Origin of the sequence: Gilliamella sp. B2887 (genome assembly GCF_026537015.1) — a bacterium.
Lineage (GTDB): Bacteria > Pseudomonadota > Gammaproteobacteria > Enterobacterales > Orbaceae > Gilliamella.
Map to the genome: position 1 here is coordinate 51,227 of NZ_JAFNMX010000001.1, position 20,405 is coordinate 71,631.

Consider the following 20,405-nt stretch of genomic DNA (forward strand, 5'->3'; position numbering starts at 1 on the left):
CCAAATTAATTAGTTTGATATTTAAGTCCATCAAAACAAAGGCTATTTAACAATGACTGTAAATGATTAATAGGAATCTTCTTCATAAATAAAAGATTAAATTATCATTTTTCAATGACTTAATTTATCAACTAAAGGTCCTTTATGTTGGAGAACATAGTAAGTTTTAATGTATAAAAATAGTAATATTATTTAAGTTTTAGGTTGGATTAAGACTATGAGTGGTCAAAATTAGACATTAAGCGGTAAAATAAACATCAATCAATAGGCTTTTAAGTCAGTTGTTATAGCCTTAACAAGGCTTTAAGAAATTTTAGGTAACGGCGACTAACCGGAACAGAAATATCATTGATAAAAATTACATCTACACCGCCAGCATCATTAAAACGGATTTCTTTAAGTTTTTTTAAATTAACAAGATATTGTCGATGGCAGCGAATTAAAGGTGTTTTGTCTTCAAGTGTTTTTAAGGTTAATTCTGTGTAATATTCATTATTGGATTGATTGAAAACATAAATCCCACTGATTTTCGATGAAACATAAAAGACATCCTCTAGGTTTAATAAATAAATTCGATTATGCCCAATGCATGGAATGTATTTTAGATTCTGATTTATCTCTTCTGATTCATTGATCTTTCTTGATAAGCTTTGATGATGTAAACGATGTAAAGTTTTATTTAATCTTTCTTGCTCAACAGGTTTAAGGAGATAATCAAAGGCTTGTTCTTCAAATGCCTTGATAGCAAATTCGCCATAAGCCGTTAGAAATACGATCCTAGGCATGGTTTGTGGGTTAAGCATAGATAACATTTCAATGCCGTTTATTTTTGGCATTTGGATATCCAAAAAAACAACATCAGGTTGCAGACGATGAATTTCACGTATTGCTTCCATAGCATTATTACACTCAGCAATAATAGAAATTTGAGGATCGTTTTCTAATAAACAACGTAAATTTTCGCGTGCGGGTAATTCATCATCAACAATAATAACTTTTAGCATTGAACCTTCGTATCCTTTTGCAACGGCAAGATTAACATCACTTTCGTATATTCATCCGATTTACATTCTATCTTGATACCGTATTTTTCACCATAACGAATCTTGATCCGTTTATCGACAAGATTTAGACCTAATCCATGGTTATCTTTTTTATTTTCACAATAATTACCTGCATTATCAATAATTTCTATTATTATTGATTGACTCTTGTCATAAGCACGTATAATTACTTTTCCTACTCCGATCAATTGTGAAGTACCATGTTTTATTGCATTTTCAACAATGGGTTGTAATGAAAACGCCGGCAATTGTACACATTCTAATTCGGATGGGATATCAATTTCGATAGTCAATTGATCCATAAATCGCATTTTTTCAATTTGTAGGTAGGCGTTAACATGCTCAAGCTCATCTTTTAAAGTGACTATTTCTTCGGTCATTTTTAAGTTTTTTCGAAAAAACGTAGATAAATTTTGCACTAATTGCGAAGCTTGTGTTTTATCACGGCGAATGACTGCAAGCAAAGTATTTAAAGCATTAAATAAAAAATGAGGATTCACTTGCGCATGCAGTAATTTAATTTCTGTTTTGGAAAGCAGTTGTTTATAGTATTCATACTTACCGGCTAGAATTTGTGCGGATAATAGGCTGGCTATACCTTCTCCGAGAGTTCGATTTATTGAGCTAAATAAGGTATTTTTTGCTTCGTACAGTTTAATTGTACCAACAACAGTATTATTTTCACCTCTCAGTGGTATAACGAGTGTTGAACCTAAGCGACAACCTTTACTTATGGAACATTGATAAGGTTGATGTGCACCATCAAGATATTGTACTTCATTCCTTTCAATCGCCTTAAAAGTGCTATTAGAGGTTATTAGTGTTCCTGGTTTATGATGATCATCCCCAATACCTATAAAAGCTAATATTTTTTCTCGATCAGTAATTGATACCGCACCAATATCAAGTTGCTGATAAATGATTTGAGCAACTTTAGTACTATTGCACTGGTTAAAACCATCGCGCAACAAACCTTCAGTACTAACAGCAATTTTTAATGCTCTGGCTGAAAAAGCTGAAGTATATCTATCAAATATTGCCCGTCTATCTAATAAAATCCGCATGAACATCGCCGCTCCAATACTATTGGCAATTATCATCGGTGCGGCAATACTTCTAACTATATGCAAAACGACATCAAAGGGTCGAGAAATGGCTAGCACTATTGTCATTTCAAGTGTTTCAACCAATAATCCTAAAATACCAACTAAAAAAGGATTGTAGATAAGATCGACCCGTCCTTTTTTCATTAATAAGTAGTGAATCAGACCACTTAATAAACCGGTTAAAATAGTTGATAACATACAACTTTCAGCAGTAATACCGCCCATTAAATAACGATAAAATCCACCTGTAATACCAACAAGTAATCCAACAATTGGTCCACCAAGAAGTCCTCCCAAAATAGCGCCTATCGCTCGCGTATTGGCAATCGTGTCTTCAATATGCAAGCCAAAATAGCTTCCCATAATACAAAATAAAGAAAAGATACAATAACAAACTAGTTTGTAAGGTAAATGTACAGTAACTTGCATAAGAGGAATAACAATTGGTGTTTTACTTAGCAAATAAGCAATCACTAAGTAAACACACATTTGTTCTAGTAGCTGTAAGACAAGATCAAATTCGAACATAATATTGCTACCAAATCGAAACGGTCAAAAAATTTCGATAAAAGATTGCCGATTTATTTATCTAATAAAGAAAATGTCTGTTTATTCTGAGTTGTCGAGTCAAAACCAACGAACACATTAAATTTACCCGATTCGGCAACATATTGCATTTTATCATTCCAAAATTTTAACATGTCATATTTGATGACAAATTTTACTTGACCTTTTTCATGCGGTTTTAACGTAATATTGTCAAAACCGACAAGCTGCTTGACAGGACGGCTGACCGATGCAGTAATATCTTGTAAATACAGTTGTACTGTTTGTGTTCCTGATCTTTCGCCAATGTTTTCAACATTAGCAGTGACAATAATCTCACTGTTCTTAGTCATTTCAGTGTTGGACAGAACAAAATCAATGTTAAAATTGGTATAACTCAAACCGTAACCAAATGGGAATAATGGTTCGTTAGGGCTATCAAAGTAGGAAGTTGTATATTTACCCATATTTTCAATTCCCCTAGGTCGCCCCGTGTTTAAATGGCTATAATAAACAGGGATCTGCCCAACATTAAGAGGAAAAGAGATAGGTAATTTTCCCGAAGGGTTATAATCACCAAATAATACATCAGCGATAGCATTACCTCCTTCTGTGCCTAAATACCATGTTTCAAGCATAGCATCAGCTTGGGCATACTCTTCGTTTAATGTTAATGGACGTCCATTCATTAAAGCAATCACTAATGGTTTACCTGTCGCTTTTAAAGCTTTAATTAACTGTTTTTGACTAATTGGTAAAGATATATCTGTTCGGCTTGATGACTCGTGCGCCATACCTTGAGCTTCACCAACAAATGCAATTATGACATCGGCTTTTTTTGCTTTTAGAACCGCTTCATCTATCATTTTATCCGCAGGTCGATTATCAAATTTGGTCGTTTGTTCATATAAATTTAAAAAGCGATATAAATTAGCATCATTTGATAGATTTGCTCCAAAGGCATAATTTACTGAATGGACATTATTCACCGCATGTTTAATGCCTTCTAGTGGTGTTACCGCTAAATCAGCTCGACCTGCCCCTGACCAACTACCCAAAATATCACGTTTTGAATCAGCTAACGGACCCACTACAGCAATCTTTGCATTTTTAGAGATTGGCAAAATGTTATTACTATTTTTTAATAAGACAATACTACGACGAGCAACCTCTCTTGCTTCTTGACGATGCAAACGGTTATCAGCAAACATGGTAGTGCTATCTAAGTGAGGATCTAAATTTCGGTGAGGATTATTAAATAATCCCATATCATATTTAAGTTCGAGTACATGACGACAAGCCTGATTAACTTGAGCTTCAGTAACTGCACCTTCTTTAATCAATTCGGGTAAAAATTGTAAAAAATATTCATCGTTCATGCTCATATCAATCCCGGCATTAATAGCAACACGCACGGCATCTTTCGGATCGCTTGCCACACCATGATTAATAAGTTCGCGTATTGCACCATGGTCACTCACTACAACACCATTAAAATGCCACTTATCACGAAGTATTTCCGTTAAGAGCCAGTGATTAGCTGTTGCTGGAATACCATTAACACTGACTAACGCAACCATAACAGCACGGCTACCTGCATCAATAGCCGCTTTATAAGGCACCAAATATTCTTGGAACATTTTACGTTCACTCATGTCAGTACTGTTATACTCACGTCCCCCTTCAACAGCTCCATAAAGAGCAAAATGCTTAACCGAAGTCACTAACGATTTTTTATCTGCCAACGATTGTTTTTGCATCTTTTCTACAAAAATCCGTCCAGCTTCTGACGTTAAATAAGGATCTTCCCCAAAACCTTCAGAAACACGCCCCCATCTTGGATCTCGGGTAATATCAACCATAGGAGCCCAAGTAATATTTAATCCATCGGATGTGGCTTCATCAGCCGAGACGTCAGCCACTTTACCAATGGCATGACGATCCCAAGTTGCGGCTATGCCTAAATTGATAGGAAATACTGTTCTATGACCATGAATTATATCAAAACCCAGTAATAGTGGAATTTTATTGGGGGATTTTAAAGCGCGATCTTGCATCTGTGATAGATCAGGTTCGACAATGGTATTAAATATTCCCCCAATCTCTCCTGCTTCAATTTCATCGAGCGTCTTGCTAAGTGTCTGTTCATCACCCACACTAATTAAACGCAGTTGACCAACTTTTTCTTTAATGGTCATTTTGGATAATAGATCATCAATAAAGCGTTTTTTTTCTTCGCTTTGAGTTTGTTGTGCTAACAGACTCCCAGAAAAGGCGATAAGAAATAAAAGTGTCGCTATTTTTTTTATCATAATATTTTTTATTTAAGAGGATAGATTAATGAATAGCATAACGCATTCATTGAAGAAAATCTTACTTTATAAGCATTGATTTTCATATTTAAGACGCTTTAGCAATGGTTATTTTAAATTTTTATACTAAAACGTATAGTTAACCTCAAACTTTTTGACAACAATAAATTTATTTGTTAAAGGTTAACTTTGTCGACTAACGTCGACAAAAATGAACATTAATTTTGATTAGTCTCTAAAATTAGTAAACTGGAATGGTTGTCCAAATTCTCCATTTCGCACTAAAGTCATAGTAGCTTGTAAATCGTCCCGAGATTTACCCGTAACTCGTACTTGCTCACCTTGCACTTGAGCCTGTACTTTTATTTTGCTATCTTTAATGGTCTTTACAATTTTCTTGGCTAACTCTTTATCAATTCCTTGTTTAAGCTTAACAGTCATACTGTACAGTTTACCACTGTGTTCCATTTCTTCTGGAATTTCTAAAGCACCGCCATCAATACCACGCTTGGCTAACTTATCACGTAAAATATCGAGCAATTGTTGTACTTGGAAGTCAGATTGACTTGTCGCTTTGATTGTTTCATTTTTTTCATTTAATTCAAACGATGCTTCAACGTTTTTGAAATCCCAACGGGTTGCCAATTCTCGTGTAGCATTTTCAACGCCGTTTTTAACTTCAGGCATTTGTATCTCAGAGACAATATCAAAAGAAGGCATAAACTCTCCTCTTATAATGGTTATAAAAATAATTAGATTTAAGAATGAATAAAATATCAGCCGCCTTTCTAATTAGGCGGCATGTAAAGACGATGACAGCTAAATTAATCGATAGTACGTAGTAGTTCGTTAATACCTACTTTACCTAATGTTTTTGCATCTACTTTTTTAACAATGACTGCACAATATAGGCTATATTTGCCATCTTTAGTGGGTAAGTTACCTGACACTACAACTGAACCTGCTGGTACACGACCATAATGGACTTCACCTGTTGCACGATCATAAATTTTAGTGCTCTGTCCAATAAATACGCCCATTGAGATTACACTACCTTCTTCAACAATCACACCTTCAACGATTTCACTACGTGCACCAATAAAACAGTTATCTTCAATTATTGTTGGATTAGCTTGTAATGGTTCTAATACACCACCAATACCCACACCACCTGATAAATGGACATTTTTACCAATTTGTGCACAAGATCCAACTGTTACCCAAGTGTCAACCATAGTACCTTCATCAACATATGCACCAATGTTAACATAAGATGGCATTAAAACGGTGTTACGTGCCACATAAGCACCTTTACGCGCAATAGCGGATGGCACAACACGAAAACCTTCTTGCTGGAATCGAGCTTCATCATAATCGGCAAATTTTAATGGTACTTTATCGTAATAATTCGTTGCACCACCATTAATAAGTTGGTTTTCATTAATACGGAAAGAGAGCAACACCGCTTTTTTTAACCATTGATGAGTCACCCAATTGCCATTAATCTTTTCCGCAACACGCATCTTACCGCTGTCTAATAAAGCGATACATTGATTAATTGCGTCACGTGTTACTGCATCAACATTTGATGGAGTGATTTCTGCGCGGCGTTCAAAGGCTGCGTCGATAATAGTTTGTAATTGTTGCATCTCGAGTTTCCTTTACTTATAAGTCCGTTACTAAATATAAAATGGATAAACAGTATAATATAATCTTCCTTGCTTTTTAAGTGGTTTGTCATCGCCAATAAGTTCAGTGAGAAAAAAATACAATTTATTTGGAACAAATCACACAGATTTTTCCTTCCTAAAAAACATTTGTAGAGTAAATTGTACAATTATCCATATCAGTTTTAAGCACAAAAATGATTATGCATGCTCAAGGTTTTTCATTACTCGAACTTTTAATAGTTATAGGCATTAGCTCTATTCTTGCAACTGTGGGAATTCATCATTGGAAAGCTATTCAACTTCGTAATGAATTAGTTTCAACAACACAACAATTGGCTTACTTTTTAAATGAAGTTCAGGTAAAAGCTTATACCGAAAATCAAAATTATAAACTTTTTGTTTTTTCATCTCCTTGGTGTTTAACCATTACATCCGAAGAACGCCCCACATCTTGTAAACAAGGTGCATTGCAATTTATCAAACCAAATAATACTGTAAAAATTAGTGGATTAACTGAAAAAAAACATATTTATTTTTGGGGAAGACGCAATATGGCACAATCATTTTCCTTAGAGCTATCTAATGAAATTGGTAAAAGTAAAGTTTTTGTCTCATACCGTGGGCGTATTCGATTTTGCCAGTTGAACAGTTATTTACCGAGTTTACCGCCATGTTAAAGGCGTTAGGATTTTCATTATATGAAATGTTAATTAGCATTACTTTAGTAAGTTTGATTGTGATAGGGATAACATCTTTTTATAATAAATTACAACAAAATACATTGCATCATTACCAAATAATGCATTTGCAACAAACTATTAAGCAAGCATTAGTTGGTTTATCAAAAGACATCAAACGAGCGGGATTTATTGCCGATGATCCAACTAAAATGAAAAAAAGTGCTTTTGAAATAGTTGGCTCTCTAAACTGTATGATTATTCGATATGATAGTGAAATTCGCCATGATTGGATCGACGATCCTTGGAACTTAAACAATTCGGATATATTTACTTACCGTTTCAAAAATAATAATGTTGAATACAGAACTGGAGCAGTAAATTGCAAAGAGACCAAATGGGAAAAATTATTCGATCCTGCTGAAATTAAAGTAACAAAATTTGATATCAAACAGAAAAATAACACAATTGAATTATCAATTGGAGCTGAATTAAAAAAACACAAACATGTTAAATATCAAATAACAAAAATAATCAAAAATGAAAATCTATTTAAGACTGCATCAGAATAATGAAAATGGTTTTAGCGCTATTATCATGGTCGTTATTTTAATGGTCATTGGATTATTCTTATTAACGAATTTTAATCTATTACTGATTTCTTGGCAGAAAACTGTTGTTATGGAAAATCGCTATTATCGACAGTTTAATCAAGCAAGTTCAGCATTGAATTGGGCTTTAACACAGGATTGGCAAACACCAACAAAACATTGGCAATGCTTAACAGACTCAAAATACCATTTAAAAGCTTGTGTAAAAAAATCACTGCTAAAAGTAGATAATTATCAACTTTTACGAAGTGAAGCTGATGGTTTCTTTTTATATTCGCTTGCACATTTAAATGGTACAAAACTTGTTGTAGAAAAAGGTCATTGGTTAGATTACTGTCCGGAGAAAAGAAGCAGTGATTGTGAATAATAAAAATATTATGGGATTTAGCTTAGTTGAAGTAATGATAGCAAGTTTACTATTTTCAATTGTCATTCTTGGTTTTACAGGTTATCAACAATCACTAATTTATCAATACCATTATCTTTCTAATCAGTTACAAGCAGAACAAATAGCGTTTGAACTGCTTGAAAGTTATCCCGAGATTACCAACGATATTATTCCAAATGATTGGCAATATACGCTAAAAAGTGAACAATATAACATCAGATGCAAAATGATTTTTGTTACTGTGACACCAATGAATTATAAGTCAGTCAATCAACAACGGTTATTTTGCCATTAACTGCCAAAATTTTACCATAAAAAACACAAAAATTATCCGGAACTCAATGAGCAATTCAACCAATCCTGTAAAAGTTGTAAAACTTCCTGTGTTTTTTCAGCATGCACGTTATGCCCTGCGCCAGAAATAGTTACAATTTCAGCATGGGGAAATTGAGCATAAATAGTATTTTGATATTTCTCAGCTAAATAAACCGAATTTCCTCCACGAATAAATAATATCGGTTTTAAACATGGCGCATTAGCTGGTATGATTTGCCAGTCGCAAATGTTTGCGTATTGATCATTGATGGCATTTAAATTAAATAGCCAATGTTGATTTTTATAAGATTTTAATAAAAAAAGACAAATTGCGTCAGTAATACCCGCTTCTCGCATAACTGCCATAATTTGCTTTCTATCGGTAATCTGGTTATTAAGGCAATACATTAAAGATCGTAATATAATCGCGTTAGGTGATCCATTATATTTTACTGGCGCGATATCAATCACAACTATTTTTTGGATGAGATCAGGGATAACTTGTGATAATTGCATCGCTACTTTTCCCCCCATAGAATGCCCAATCAAAATGATATCTTTTAATTGAAGTTCGCGACAAAGGTCAGCCACATCTTGCGCCATTGCGGGATAACTTATTTGGTCTGACCAAGGTGATTGGCCATGATTACGCAAATCAACTTGTAATGTTAGATATTTAGATACTAGACCGCCAGCCAGCTGATTTAAATTATCTAAGCTACCAAACACGCCATGCAGAAAAACAACAGGTTGCCCTTTACCTTGCAATTTATAATTTAATTTCATCTTTCAACTTAGTATTTTATATTTAAATATGAATAATATATGGTTAATGCTAAATTCACCAACAATTAATTCAATAACAACAATCTTCATAACTATGATAAAATATTAAAACAGTTTTTAAAAAAGTGTTAAATCGTATGTTTCATAATAATCCGCTACTTGCACAACTTAAGCAAGAACTTCATCAACAAACACCGCGTATTGAAGGTACTGTCCGAGCCCATGAGAAAGGATTTGGTTTTTTAGACGTCGACAATAAAACCAGTTATTTCATTACAGCTAATAAAATGAAAACCGTGTGCAATGGCGATAAAGTATCTGGAACAGTAATTGAAAATGGTGATAAAAAGTTTTTTGAACCTGAATCACTAATAGAAAGTCCCTTACAAAGATTTATAGGAAAAATCGGTTTTCAAGAACAAACAATGGTTATTTATCCTGAAAACATGCCTTCAAATTTAGCCATTCGATGTAAAAATAATAAACAGATTCAAGAGAATCCCAAAGATGAAGATTGGGTAGTCGCCACATTGATTTCTCATCCTTTAGAAGAAGGTAAAAATCATTTTTTAGCAGAAATTACGCATTTTGTGGCTGAAAATGGTTCAATTTATCTACCTTGGTTAAAAACTTTAGCCCGACATAATTTAGAATCGAATCCCCCACAATCGGATACATTAACCATTGATGAAAATGAACTGATTAATCGTCAAGATTTAACCGATATAAACTTTTTTACCATAGATAGTGAATATACAGAAGATATGGATGATGCCATTGCCATTTCAAAAGACGAGCAAGGTAATTACCAACTTAAAGTCGCTATTGCCGATCCCACAGCGTATATTTCACAAGACAGTCAATTAGATAAGATCGCTAAACAAAGAAGCTTCACAACTTATTTACCTGATTTTAACATTCCAATGCTACCTGAAGAGTTAGCCAATAACCTTTGTTCTTTAAAAGAAAACCAAAAAAGACCGGCGTTAGTATGCAATATTAATATCGATGTAAACGGTAATATAGATGAAAATAGCATCATTTTTATGACAGCATTTATCGAATCAAAAGCAAAGCTTTCTTATAATAATGTTTCAGATTTCTTAGAAAATGCTGATGAATTGCTATCTAATAACGCAACATTACCCGAGCAACTGAATTCATTGTTAGATTTGGCAAAAACAAGAACTATCTGGCGACAAAACAATGCACTTGTTTTCAAAGACAGCAATGATTATCGTTTTGTGCTTGATGAAAATCGTCATGTCAAATCTATCAATAAAGAATCTCGTCGTATTGCCAGTCAAATTGTTGAGGAAGTAATGATCATTGCCAATCAAGCCTTAACATTGCAATTTATTAATAAAATCGGATTTGGTATATTCAATATTCATTCAGGTTTTGACATTAAATTTATTGATCAAATTTTGAAAGTTCTCACCAATCATGGTATTGAGGGATTTAATAAAGAATCATTATTGTCTTTCGATGGATACATTAAATTACGACGAATGATCGATAATGATGCGTTTTTATCAGCTCGGCTCCGTAAATGTCAAAGTTCGGCCGATTTTTCAATTGAACCACAACCTCATTTTGGCTTAGGATTGAATGCTTACGCTACTTGGACATCACCAATACGCAAATATGGGGATATGGTTAATCATCGTTTAATTAAAAATTATTTACGTTCACATTCTTTGAATAAACCCGACAACGAGCAGCTAAAGATCATCAATGAAAGACGTAAATTATTACGCTATGCTGAACGAGATATCGCTGAAAATCTTTATGTTCAATACTTATCAGATAAAATTGGTGATAACTTTGTTGCGGAGATTGTCGATATCAACCGCGGAGGTGCTCGTCTGCGTTTAACGGATATTGGTGCATTTGTGTTTTTACCACTCTCAATGATTCATCCAACTCGAGAAGAAGTGGTTTCATTTCCTGATGAGGGCGTCATTAAAATTAATAATAATATCTGTTATAAACTTGCCGATACCCTTACCGTTAAAATTCACCAAGTTAAAAAAGAGAATCAATCAATAATTGTTAAATTAGTTACCGATAAATAATGGCATAAAAAATTGAATTCACAATAATCTTGTTGATTTTGCAACCCCTGATATTACATAGGGGTTGCCTAACTAATAATTGATGATATTTTAACGCTCAACCTCTTTTTTTTCTTAATAATATCTGATATCTTTCTTCATCCATTAAAATATTTTTATCAACTAAAATAAACAAGATTCAGAGGGTGCTATGTTATCAATTCATGGACATGAAGTCTTACAAATGATGGCTGGTAATAACTATACAGAATCATCTCTTCTTCAAGCCATTGAAACAAAATTTGGGAAAAATGCTAAATTTCACACTTGCTCTGAAGCTAATATGAATGCAGAACAACTCATCTGCTTTTTAAAGTTAAAGGGTAAATTCAAACCTGCTAATAATTCTGGATTTACAGTCAACGAAACAAAAATCTGTCGTCATTAACTTTGTAAGATATTAGTGACTGTTCATAATGCTTTTTTTTACACATTTGAATTAATCGTATGGTGTATTTAATAGAATATGAGTATATAATTTCGCGCAGATATTAGCCTGCCCTAAAATTACAACTCGAAAAATATATTCATGGAATTTATATATGAAATTAAGTAATATTTTTATATGCGCAATTGTTCCTATTTTTATTGCCAGTTGTGCGCATAAATCGGTTACATCCGTTAAAAATGTAGAACCTTCACAGACTGAAACGGATCGATTATCTGTATTAATGCAAAAAACAGAATCGAATAACCCATATGTGATTGATGCAAAAGATCAATTACAAAAACTGGTTCAATCAAAAAATTTTAACGAATACATTTCAAATGAAGGTATCCTAGACTGTGTTAATGACAAGAACCAATCAGCGTGTGTTTTAAATTTTTATCTTCATCAATATTATAAATTAAAATATGATTTTCAAGTTAAAAAAATTATTGAAAATAATCAAATAGAGCACAAAATTGAATTAAGCAAAATCAATACTACACAAGCGAATATCAACAACTATTGTGACCTTTCAGCTGATTTTATTGCAGCTATTTATACAAACAATAATAACAAAACTTCTACTTTTCAGACGTTATTCAAAATGAATAAAGAAGACTTATCAATTTTACATACTAAAATTCTCAAGGATAACTATACTCACTTTTTGATTGATGAAAATCCAAGTATTCTTCAAGAAATGAAGGCAGAATTTATGGAAAAGTGTCTGAATGATCCTAAGAATAACATTATCAATTATCTAAATATTTTCCGTTAACCCGAATGCGAGTTTTTATGTATAATTTATTACCAATCAGTCAGTTTAGTAAAACAGTAACTTGCAAAATGCTTTGCTTAGTTTCAGCTCTTTTTATTAGTTTTTCTTCATCAGCTTTTTCGTTTAACGATGTTATTACTAAAGCAGAAAAACTATCAAAGAAAAGTTATGTACAACCATCTAAAAACATACCAAATGAGTTAGCGGCTTTACAATTTGCTGATTATCAGAAAATTCAATTTAATCATGAAAAAGCTTATTGGAATGACAAAAAAAATCGTTTTAAATTAGAGTTTTATCATGAAGGGATGTATTTTGACACCCCCGTTCAAATCAATGAAATTGTCAATAATCAAGTTAATGAAATTAAATACGACCCAAGTTATTTTGATTTAAGTCAAGCAGGATTAGAAAATCTAGACACAAAAAAACTTGGATTTGCCGGATTTAAGGTTCATTATCCAATAAACAATCCAACTAAAACCGATGATGAAATTTTTACAGCGCTTGGAGGCAGTTATTTCCGAGCAGTAGGAAAAGGTCAACGATATGGATTGTCCGCTCGAGGATTAGCCATTGATACCGGAGAGATGACTGGTGAAGAGTTCCCTCGTTTTAAGGAGTTTTGGCTCGTAAGACCATTGCCTAAACAAAAACATTTAGTCATTTATGCTTTACTTGACTCACCTCGCGTAACAGGCGCTTATAAGCTCATTTTAGTACCAAGTATAGATACAACAATAACGGTTGAAGCTAAAATATTTTTCCGCGATTCGGTAAAAAAACTCGGTATCGCCCCTTTGACAAGTATGTATTTATTTGGTCCAAATCAGCCATCTCCTTTATTAAATTATCGACCAGCAATGCACGACTCTAATGGGTTATCTATTTTATCTAACAGTGGTGAGTGGATATGGCGACCATTAAATAATCCAAAACGCTTATCTTTTTCATCATATAGTTTTGATGCTCCTAAAGGTTTTGGATTGATTCAACGAGATAACGGATTTGAGGATTACCAAGATCTTGATGATCATTATGAACTGCGCCCTAGCGTGTGGACAGAAATTTTAGGCAATTGGCAAAAAGGTCGTGTTGAATTGGTTGAAATTCCAACTGCTGATGAAACAAATGACAATATCGTTTCTTTCTGGGTACCTGAAAAACATTACAAAGCCGGTGATAGTCTTGATATTAAGTATCGATTGCATTATTCATTAAATGAAAAGCAACGTTATCCAGATAATGTAGCTAGAGCAATTAGCACTCGATTATCATTAGGTGATATAAAGCAGGCAAATTTAATCCGTAAACTTGATGGTTCAAACGCTTATGTTATTGACTTTGCCGGTCCTAAATTATCAGAACAAGAACCGGTCAGAGCAATATCAAGCATTAATAACGGATCGATTGTGAGTTCTGAGGTACAATATAATTCAGTCACAAAAGGCTGGAGAGTTCTTATACGGTTCAATGTTCAAGACAATAAAAAACCAACGGATATTCGTGTTCAATTAGCTTCAGAGAAAACGAATGAGATTTTATCTGAGACATGGAGTGGTCAATATCCAGGGCAATAACGATAATAAGATAACATAATGAAAAAAGATTACTTTGCTACACTTTCTGGCGCTGATGATTGGCGTCAGAAATTAAAAAACAATGAAATTGCACCAAATGATACTGAATTTCTGAAATATCGCCTAAATCAAATTGGCGATACATCAAATTACATTGATGAAAGAAATCAGCAACCCAGTTACCCTAAAGTTGAACGAGTTTCGATTCAACCACAAACATGGAATAAACGCTATAAAGCTAATTTCAAAGATAAAGTTAATCTCATTGCGGTTATCCGTCGCTTAATAATGTTTGCACTAATTGTGATTCAAACCTATTTCGGAACGACTTATCTATCGACATTATTGCCTTATCAAAGTTGGGAAAAAATCAATTTTATGGCTAATTGGGTAAATAATCCTAAATTAGCCATATATAGCATCATTCCATATATTATACAAGGGTTTATTATTTTTCTGTTTGCTATTTTGTTTGCCTGGATTTCAATAGGCTTTTGGACCAGTATTATGGGACTGATTTTAGCTGTAATAAAAAAAGACCGTTATACTATTGAGATCCCAAAAGATGCAACGAAACACATTGATGCGAAACATCGTACAGCATTAGTTATGCCAATTTGTAATGAAGATGTAGCACGAGTTTTTGCGGGATTACAAGCAACCTATCAATCTTTAGTTGAAACCGAGCATGCTGATTACTGTGATTTTTATATTTTAAGCGATACGAATGATCCCGATCTTTATGTAAATGAATTAAAAGCATGGTCAGATTTTAATGCTCAAAAGGAGAATAACGGATGTAATATTTTTTACCGACATCGTAAACGTCGAGTAAAACGTAAAAGTGGTAATATCGATGACTTCTGTCGACGCTGGGGACATTTATATGAATATATGTTGATACTTGACGCTGACAGCATCATGACGGGTGATTGTATTTTAAAGATGATTGCCATGATGGAAATGACACCTAAAGCGGGCATATTACAGTCACCGCCGAAATCAGTTAGAATGAAGACACTGTATGGTCGAATCCAACAATTTGCCAATCAGATTTACAGTGATATCTTTTGTGCTGGTACTCACTTTTGGCAACTCAGCGAAGCTCAGTATTGGGGACACAATGCCATGATTCGCTTAAAACCTTTTATTGAACACTGTATTTTATCCCCACTTCAAGAACGTAAAGGACCAATTCACATTTTGTCTCATGACCTTGTTGAAGCTACATTGATGAGACGCGCTGGCTATGGAGTTTGGATCGCCTATAATATGAATGGAAGTTACGAAGAACTACCAGGCAATATGATAGAAGATCTTAAACGAGATAACCGTTGGTGTATGGGTAACTTAATTAATTTAAAATTGCTTTTTAAAAGTGGGATCACTTTAACTCATAGAGTAATGTTTTTAACTAGTGGGATGGCTTATATTTCATCTTTATTGTGGTTAATATTTTTATTCTTTTCAACGCTTCTTCTATTAGTTTTTAACTTATCCGATCAACAATATTTTTTCCAACCTAATCAATTTTATCCGACATGGCCAAGATGGGATGAAAATTTAGCATTACAATTGTTATCTACAACGATGGTATTATTATTTGCACCAAAATTCTTTAGTTATGGCATTATCATCGCTCGCACAGGAGCTAAAGATGTGGGTGGCATTTTTAAACTTACCCTATCGATATTTATCGAAATGTTATGGTCGATGATATTAGCCCCAATACGTATGATATTCCACAGTAAATTTGTGGTTAAAGCATGGTTAGGCAGCAAAATTCAATGGAAGTCACCTTCAAGAAACGACGATGCCCTAACATGGGGAGAGTCTTTTTATTTTTGTTGGTCTCTTTCTTTATTAGGCATTGTTTGGCTTGGTGTGATTATTTGGTTAAATCCTCAGTTTACTTATTGGTATATCGCTATTCTAATTCCACTGACTATTTCGCCTTTAGTGATCAGAGTTTCAGGATTATCAAGTATTGGAATAAAAGCCCAAAAACTCGGTCTATTTTTAACTCCAGAAGAAACTCATCCTACGAAAGTCGTAACCAATACGGGAAAATGTCTAGTTAAAACAGAAGCGAATATTGTTGAACACGGTTTTATCATGGCTTTAGTTGATCCCATTTACAATGCTTTAGCTTGCGCATTGTCTACTTCTCGTCATTTACCAAACATAAAAATTGAGCAAAGACGTCTTGAGATAATTGAGCAACTCAAACAAGTTGATTTAGAAAAAATCAATAAAGAACAACAATTAACAATTTTAGAAGACCCAATAATTCTTTCTGAATTACATCAGCATATTTGGCAACAGCAAGAAAAGTACGACAATTTATTCACTTTATGGCAAAATGAACGTCAATAATAAAAAATAGGGCTTAAGCCCTATTTTTCTTTTTCAGTAATTTATCAAAATCCATGGATATTTTTTATGACTTGGCAACCTTCCGCATCTATCAATAATCTACTTAAGCGCGCAAAAATTATTTCACAAATACGACAATTTTTTACCGATCGATGCATATTGGAAGTCGAAACGCCAACTTTAAGCCAATATGCTGTTACTGATGTGCATTTAAGTTCTTTCTCTACTACTTTTTTTAGACCCGGTGAATTCGATCAACAACTTGGGCGAAAGATGTCATTAATTACCAGCCCTGAATATCACATGAAGCGTTTATTAGCTGCGGGCAGTGGTCCAATCTATCAGATATGCAAATGTTTTCGCAATCATGAAGAGATCAGCGATTTTCATAATCCTGAATTTACTATGCTCGAATGGTATCGAATTCAGTTTGATATGATGCAAATGATCAATGAAGTTGATGATCTATTACAAACAATTTTGGATTGTGAACCAGCGGAACGTATCTCTTATCAAAAAGCGTTTCAACGTCATCTTAATATTGATCCCTTAGAGGCTGATTATGCAACATTAGTGAACACTATTAATCAGTTAAATATTGGAATTAAAACAGAAGAGTTCGATAAAGATGGTTTATTGCAATGTTTATTTACTTTTGGTGTAGAGCCACATATTGGTCATGATAAACCGATTGCCGTGTATAACTTCCCTGCTTCACAAGCAGCATTAGCTGCAATTAACAGCGAAGATCATCGTGTTGCTGGTCGCTTTGAATTTTATTACAAAGGTGTAGAGCTTGCGAATGGTTTTAAAGAATTAACAAATCCACAAGAACAAAGGCTGCGTTTTGAACAAAACAATCAAGATAGGCTCAATCTTAATCTACCTCAACAAGAGATCGATATTGAGCTATTAGCTGCAATGGAAAATGGTCTACCTGACTGTGCCGGAGTGGCAGTAGGTTTAGATCGTTTGATCATGTTAGCGCTTGATTCAATGAAACTTGATGATGTAATTTCATTTACCTTTGAAAGGGCCTAGCGATGATAAGTCATTTAGGACTAATTGAGTGGATCGCCATTGTGCTTGGATTAGTATCCTTAATTCTCTTAATTTTATTGATTAAATCACTGCTGGTTATTAGTAATTCAAATCAACTATTTAATTTACAACTTTCTCAGTTAAAACAAGAGAATCAAACATTAACTAATGAAGTAAATCAGCTTGAAAGTGAATTAAACGAACATCGACAACAAAATATCGAACAATTTGCTACTATTAGTGAACTAAAAACACGTTTAGAAGAAACGCGTAATGCAGCTCATGAACGCCAGACAGTACTAGAGCAAAGTGAACAACGACTTACCACTCAGTTTGAAAATTTAGCGAATCGTATATTTGAGCACAGCGGTAAAAAAATTGAACAACAAAATAAACAAAGCCTTAATTTCTTATTATCGCCATTAAAGGAACAATTAGAAAGCTTTAAAAAGCAAGTCCAAGATAGTTTTGGCGAAGAAGCAAAAGAACGCCATACGCTTACTTATGAGATCCGTAATTTACAGCAATTAAATCAACAAATGACTAAAGAGGCATCCAATCTTACTAACGCTTTAAAAAGTAACAATAAGATCCAAGGAAATTGGGGAGAGTTTATACTTAGTCAAATACTTGATAATTCCGGTTTAAGATTGGGTCATGAATATGATACTCAGGTTAATTTAACCAATGAAAATAACCAACGTCTTCAGCCTGATGTCATCGTACATCTACCTCAAGGGAGAGATGTGGTTATTGATTCTAAAGTGACGTTGGTTGCCTATGAACGTTATTTTAATAATGACGAAGAATTCATAAAAAGCAAAGCATTATCCGATCATTTAACTGCGGTACGTAACCATCTAAAGCAACTTAGTCAAAAAGATTATCATAAGTTAATTGGTATTAATTCTTTAGACTATATATTAATGTTTATTCCAGTAGAACCGGCATTTTTATGTGCCATTGATCATGATCCATCATTAATCAATGATGCACTCAAAAATAACATTATGATTGTCAGCCCAACCACCCTTTTGGTTGCCTTACGCACGATTCATAATTTGTGGCGTTATGAGCACCAAAATCGTAATGCTGAGCTAATTGCAGATAAAGCAAGTAAATTGTATGATAAAGTCCGCGGTTTTGTGGAAGATATGGAAAATCTAGGTAATACCCTTGATAAAGCTCAACAAACTTATCAAAATTCTATTAATAAACTATCCAAAGGTCGCGGTAATATTATAGGTCAAATTGAGCAATTTAGAGAATTAGGAGTTGAAGTTAAAAAACCTATTAATCCAGACATAGCATCATTTTCTGTAGATAATCTTAACAAAAATAAAGATTAATGATTTACCGTGATGGCTAACCAATGAAATCAACCTTGTTGATTTTTTGTCAAGAAGTTTCAGGTAGTGCATATGTTTGAGTATAAAAAACATCTTAATTCACTTTACTGAAAATACGTGTATACTCATTTTGTACAACAAGGAATAAAATATGGCTAAAAAACAAGTTACTGAACCAAGTTTTGAAGAGACCCTTAAACAACTTGAAATCATCGTTGCACAATTAGAAAATGGCGATTTACCATTAGACGAAGCATTGAATGAGTTTGAAAAAGGTGTTAAATTAGCTAAATCGGGTCAAAAGCAATTACAACAAGCGGAACAACGCATTCAGATATTATTATCTGAAAATAGTGATGCAGAACTATCTGAATTTTTAACCGATAATAATGAATAATTTAAAACCATTACAAGAGCGGATTAATACGTTCTTAGCGACATATATTACTCAGTTCCCTTCTTCTAAATTGCAACAAGCTATGAGTTATAGCTTGTTAGCCGGCGGTAAGCGAATTCGTCCAATACTGGTCTATTTAACTGGACAAATGTTCAATTGTCCGTTATCAAGATTAGATGAGGCTGCTGCTGCAATTGAGATGATACATACTTATTCATTAATTCATGACGATTTACCTGCAATGGATAATGATAACCTTCGACGCGGAAAACCTACATGTCATATTCAATATGGACATGCTGAAGCGATACTTGCTGGTGATGCATTACAATCATTAGCTTTTAGCTTATTATCTGAAAGCCAATATCTGAATAATCAAGTTAAAATTGATATGATTGCTGAACTTGCTAATGCTAGTGGGTTAACGGGTATGTGCTTAGGACAGTCTCTTGATTTGCAAGCAGAGCACCAAACTATTACCTTGGAACATTTACAAAAGATCCACAACTACAAAACTGGGGTATTAATTAAAACAGCGGTTCGATTAGGTGCGTTTGCCAGTGGCGAGATAAGCAAACCATATTATCCCTTGCTTGATAGTTATGCTCAAGCAATTGGACTTGCCTTCCAAATACAGGATGATATTTTAGATGTTATTGGTGAACAAGCTATTATGGGCAAACCTAAAGGCTCCGATATTATCCATGAAAAAAGTACTTACCCTGCTTTATTAGGTCTACAAGCAGCTATAGACATGACAAAACAGTTATACGATCAGGCTATCGATAGTCTCAATCAAATACCTTATAATAGCCAACAACTACAAGATCTTGCTAGTTTTATTATAAATCGAAATAGTTAA

19 protein-coding genes are annotated in these 20,405 nt (G+C 33.7%); 13 read left to right on the top strand and 6 right to left on the bottom strand.

Translation table 11 applies throughout. The features are described from left to right. Nucleotides 1–284: 284 nt before the first annotated feature. From btsR to dapD, 5 genes are all read right to left on the bottom strand, one after another. Nucleotides 285–1,004: a two-component system response regulator BtsR gene (gene btsR, locus J3U13_RS00210; protein WP_267339381.1), complete on the bottom strand. Its 720-nt coding sequence runs from the start codon at nucleotides 1,002–1,004 to the stop codon at nucleotides 285–287. After that, complete coding sequence (locus tag J3U13_RS00215; RefSeq protein WP_267339382.1) at nucleotides 998–2,698, bottom strand: sensor histidine kinase; 1,701 nt, start codon at nucleotides 2,696–2,698, stop codon at nucleotides 998–1,000. Before J3U13_RS00215 ends, btsR begins: the two co-directional genes overlap by 7 nt. Nucleotides 2,699–2,751: 53 nt before the next feature. Then, nucleotides 2,752–5,025: a beta-glucosidase BglX gene (bglX, locus tag J3U13_RS00220; RefSeq protein WP_416380333.1), complete on the bottom strand. Its 2,274-nt coding sequence runs from the start codon at nucleotides 5,023–5,025 to the stop codon at nucleotides 2,752–2,754. 231 nt (nucleotides 5,026–5,256) lie between these two features. Continuing rightward, complete coding sequence (locus J3U13_RS00225; RefSeq protein WP_267339384.1) at nucleotides 5,257–5,748, bottom strand: YajQ family cyclic di-GMP-binding protein; 492 nt, start codon at nucleotides 5,746–5,748, stop codon at nucleotides 5,257–5,259. 104 nt (nucleotides 5,749–5,852) lie between these two features. Next, a complete protein-coding gene (dapD, locus tag J3U13_RS00230; RefSeq protein ID WP_267339385.1) occupies nucleotides 5,853–6,677 on the bottom strand; it encodes a 2,3,4,5-tetrahydropyridine-2,6-dicarboxylate N-succinyltransferase in 825 nt (274 codons plus the stop codon). Between the two features lie 215 nt (nucleotides 6,678–6,892). Here dapD and J3U13_RS00235 point away from each other — a divergent pair, with 215 nt between their 5' ends. From J3U13_RS00235 to J3U13_RS00250, 4 genes are read left to right on the top strand one after another with little or no spacing between them, the layout of a single operon-like run. Next, complete coding sequence (locus J3U13_RS00235) at nucleotides 6,893–7,375, top strand: prepilin-type N-terminal cleavage/methylation domain-containing protein (protein ID WP_267339386.1); 483 nt, start codon at nucleotides 6,893–6,895, stop codon at nucleotides 7,373–7,375. Continuing rightward, a complete protein-coding gene (locus J3U13_RS00240; protein WP_267339387.1) occupies nucleotides 7,333–7,947 on the top strand; it encodes a prepilin peptidase-dependent protein in 615 nt (204 codons plus the stop codon). Before J3U13_RS00235 ends, J3U13_RS00240 begins: the two co-directional genes overlap by 43 nt. Further along, nucleotides 7,916–8,353 carry a DUF2509 family protein gene (locus J3U13_RS00245; protein ID WP_267339388.1) on the top strand — a complete coding sequence of 146 codons (438 nt, stop codon included), beginning with the start codon at nucleotides 7,916–7,918 and terminating at the stop codon, nucleotides 8,351–8,353. Before J3U13_RS00240 ends, J3U13_RS00245 begins: the two co-directional genes overlap by 32 nt. After that, complete coding sequence (locus J3U13_RS00250) at nucleotides 8,346–8,669, top strand: type IV pilus modification PilV family protein (protein ID WP_267339389.1); 324 nt, start codon at nucleotides 8,346–8,348, stop codon at nucleotides 8,667–8,669. Before J3U13_RS00245 ends, J3U13_RS00250 begins: the two co-directional genes overlap by 8 nt. 32 nt (nucleotides 8,670–8,701) lie before the next feature. On the opposite strand, the gene J3U13_RS00255 is transcribed toward J3U13_RS00250, so the two are convergent. Next, nucleotides 8,702–9,475 (bottom strand): alpha/beta fold hydrolase, encoded by a 774-nt coding sequence (locus tag J3U13_RS00255; RefSeq protein WP_267339390.1) that lies wholly within the window; start codon nucleotides 9,473–9,475, stop codon nucleotides 8,702–8,704. 137 nt (nucleotides 9,476–9,612) lie between these two features. Here J3U13_RS00255 and J3U13_RS00260 point away from each other — a divergent pair, with 137 nt between their 5' ends. The 9 genes from J3U13_RS00260 (at nucleotide 9,613) to ispA (ending at nucleotide 20,405) form a co-directional block, all read left to right on the top strand. Beyond that, a complete protein-coding gene (locus J3U13_RS00260) occupies nucleotides 9,613–11,553 on the top strand; it encodes an exoribonuclease II (protein WP_267339391.1) in 1,941 nt (646 codons plus the stop codon). 190 nt (nucleotides 11,554–11,743) lie between these two features. After that, nucleotides 11,744–11,980: a YecH family metal-binding protein gene (locus tag J3U13_RS00265; RefSeq protein ID WP_267339392.1), complete on the top strand. Its 237-nt coding sequence runs from the start codon at nucleotides 11,744–11,746 to the stop codon at nucleotides 11,978–11,980. A gap of 154 nt (nucleotides 11,981–12,134) precedes the next feature. Further along, nucleotides 12,135–12,800: a hypothetical protein gene (locus tag J3U13_RS00270; RefSeq protein ID WP_267339393.1), complete on the top strand. Its 666-nt coding sequence runs from the start codon at nucleotides 12,135–12,137 to the stop codon at nucleotides 12,798–12,800. A 17-nt stretch (nucleotides 12,801–12,817) separates the two neighbouring features. Beyond that, nucleotides 12,818–14,380 carry a glucan biosynthesis protein G gene (locus J3U13_RS00275; RefSeq protein ID WP_267339394.1) on the top strand — a complete coding sequence of 521 codons (1,563 nt, stop codon included), beginning with the start codon at nucleotides 12,818–12,820 and terminating at the stop codon, nucleotides 14,378–14,380. 18 nt (nucleotides 14,381–14,398) lie between these two features. Next, nucleotides 14,399–16,756: a glucans biosynthesis glucosyltransferase MdoH gene (gene mdoH, locus J3U13_RS00280; protein ID WP_267339395.1), complete on the top strand. Its 2,358-nt coding sequence runs from the start codon at nucleotides 14,399–14,401 to the stop codon at nucleotides 16,754–16,756. A gap of 66 nt (nucleotides 16,757–16,822) precedes the next feature. After that, entirely contained in the window at nucleotides 16,823–17,797 is a 975-nt protein-coding gene (gene epmA / locus J3U13_RS00285; protein ID WP_267339396.1) for an elongation factor P--(R)-beta-lysine ligase, read from the top strand. 2 nt (nucleotides 17,798–17,799) lie between these two features. Further along, entirely contained in the window at nucleotides 17,800–19,146 is a 1,347-nt protein-coding gene (rmuC, locus tag J3U13_RS00290) for a DNA recombination protein RmuC (protein WP_267339397.1), read from the top strand. 151 nt (nucleotides 19,147–19,297) lie between these two features. Then, nucleotides 19,298–19,543 carry an exodeoxyribonuclease VII small subunit gene (gene xseB, locus J3U13_RS00295; protein ID WP_267339398.1) on the top strand — a complete coding sequence of 82 codons (246 nt, stop codon included), beginning with the start codon at nucleotides 19,298–19,300 and terminating at the stop codon, nucleotides 19,541–19,543. Further along, nucleotides 19,536–20,405, top strand: coding sequence for a (2E,6E)-farnesyl diphosphate synthase (gene ispA, locus J3U13_RS00300; RefSeq protein WP_267339399.1), 870 nt, complete (start codon nucleotides 19,536–19,538; stop codon nucleotides 20,403–20,405). Before xseB ends, ispA begins: the two co-directional genes overlap by 8 nt.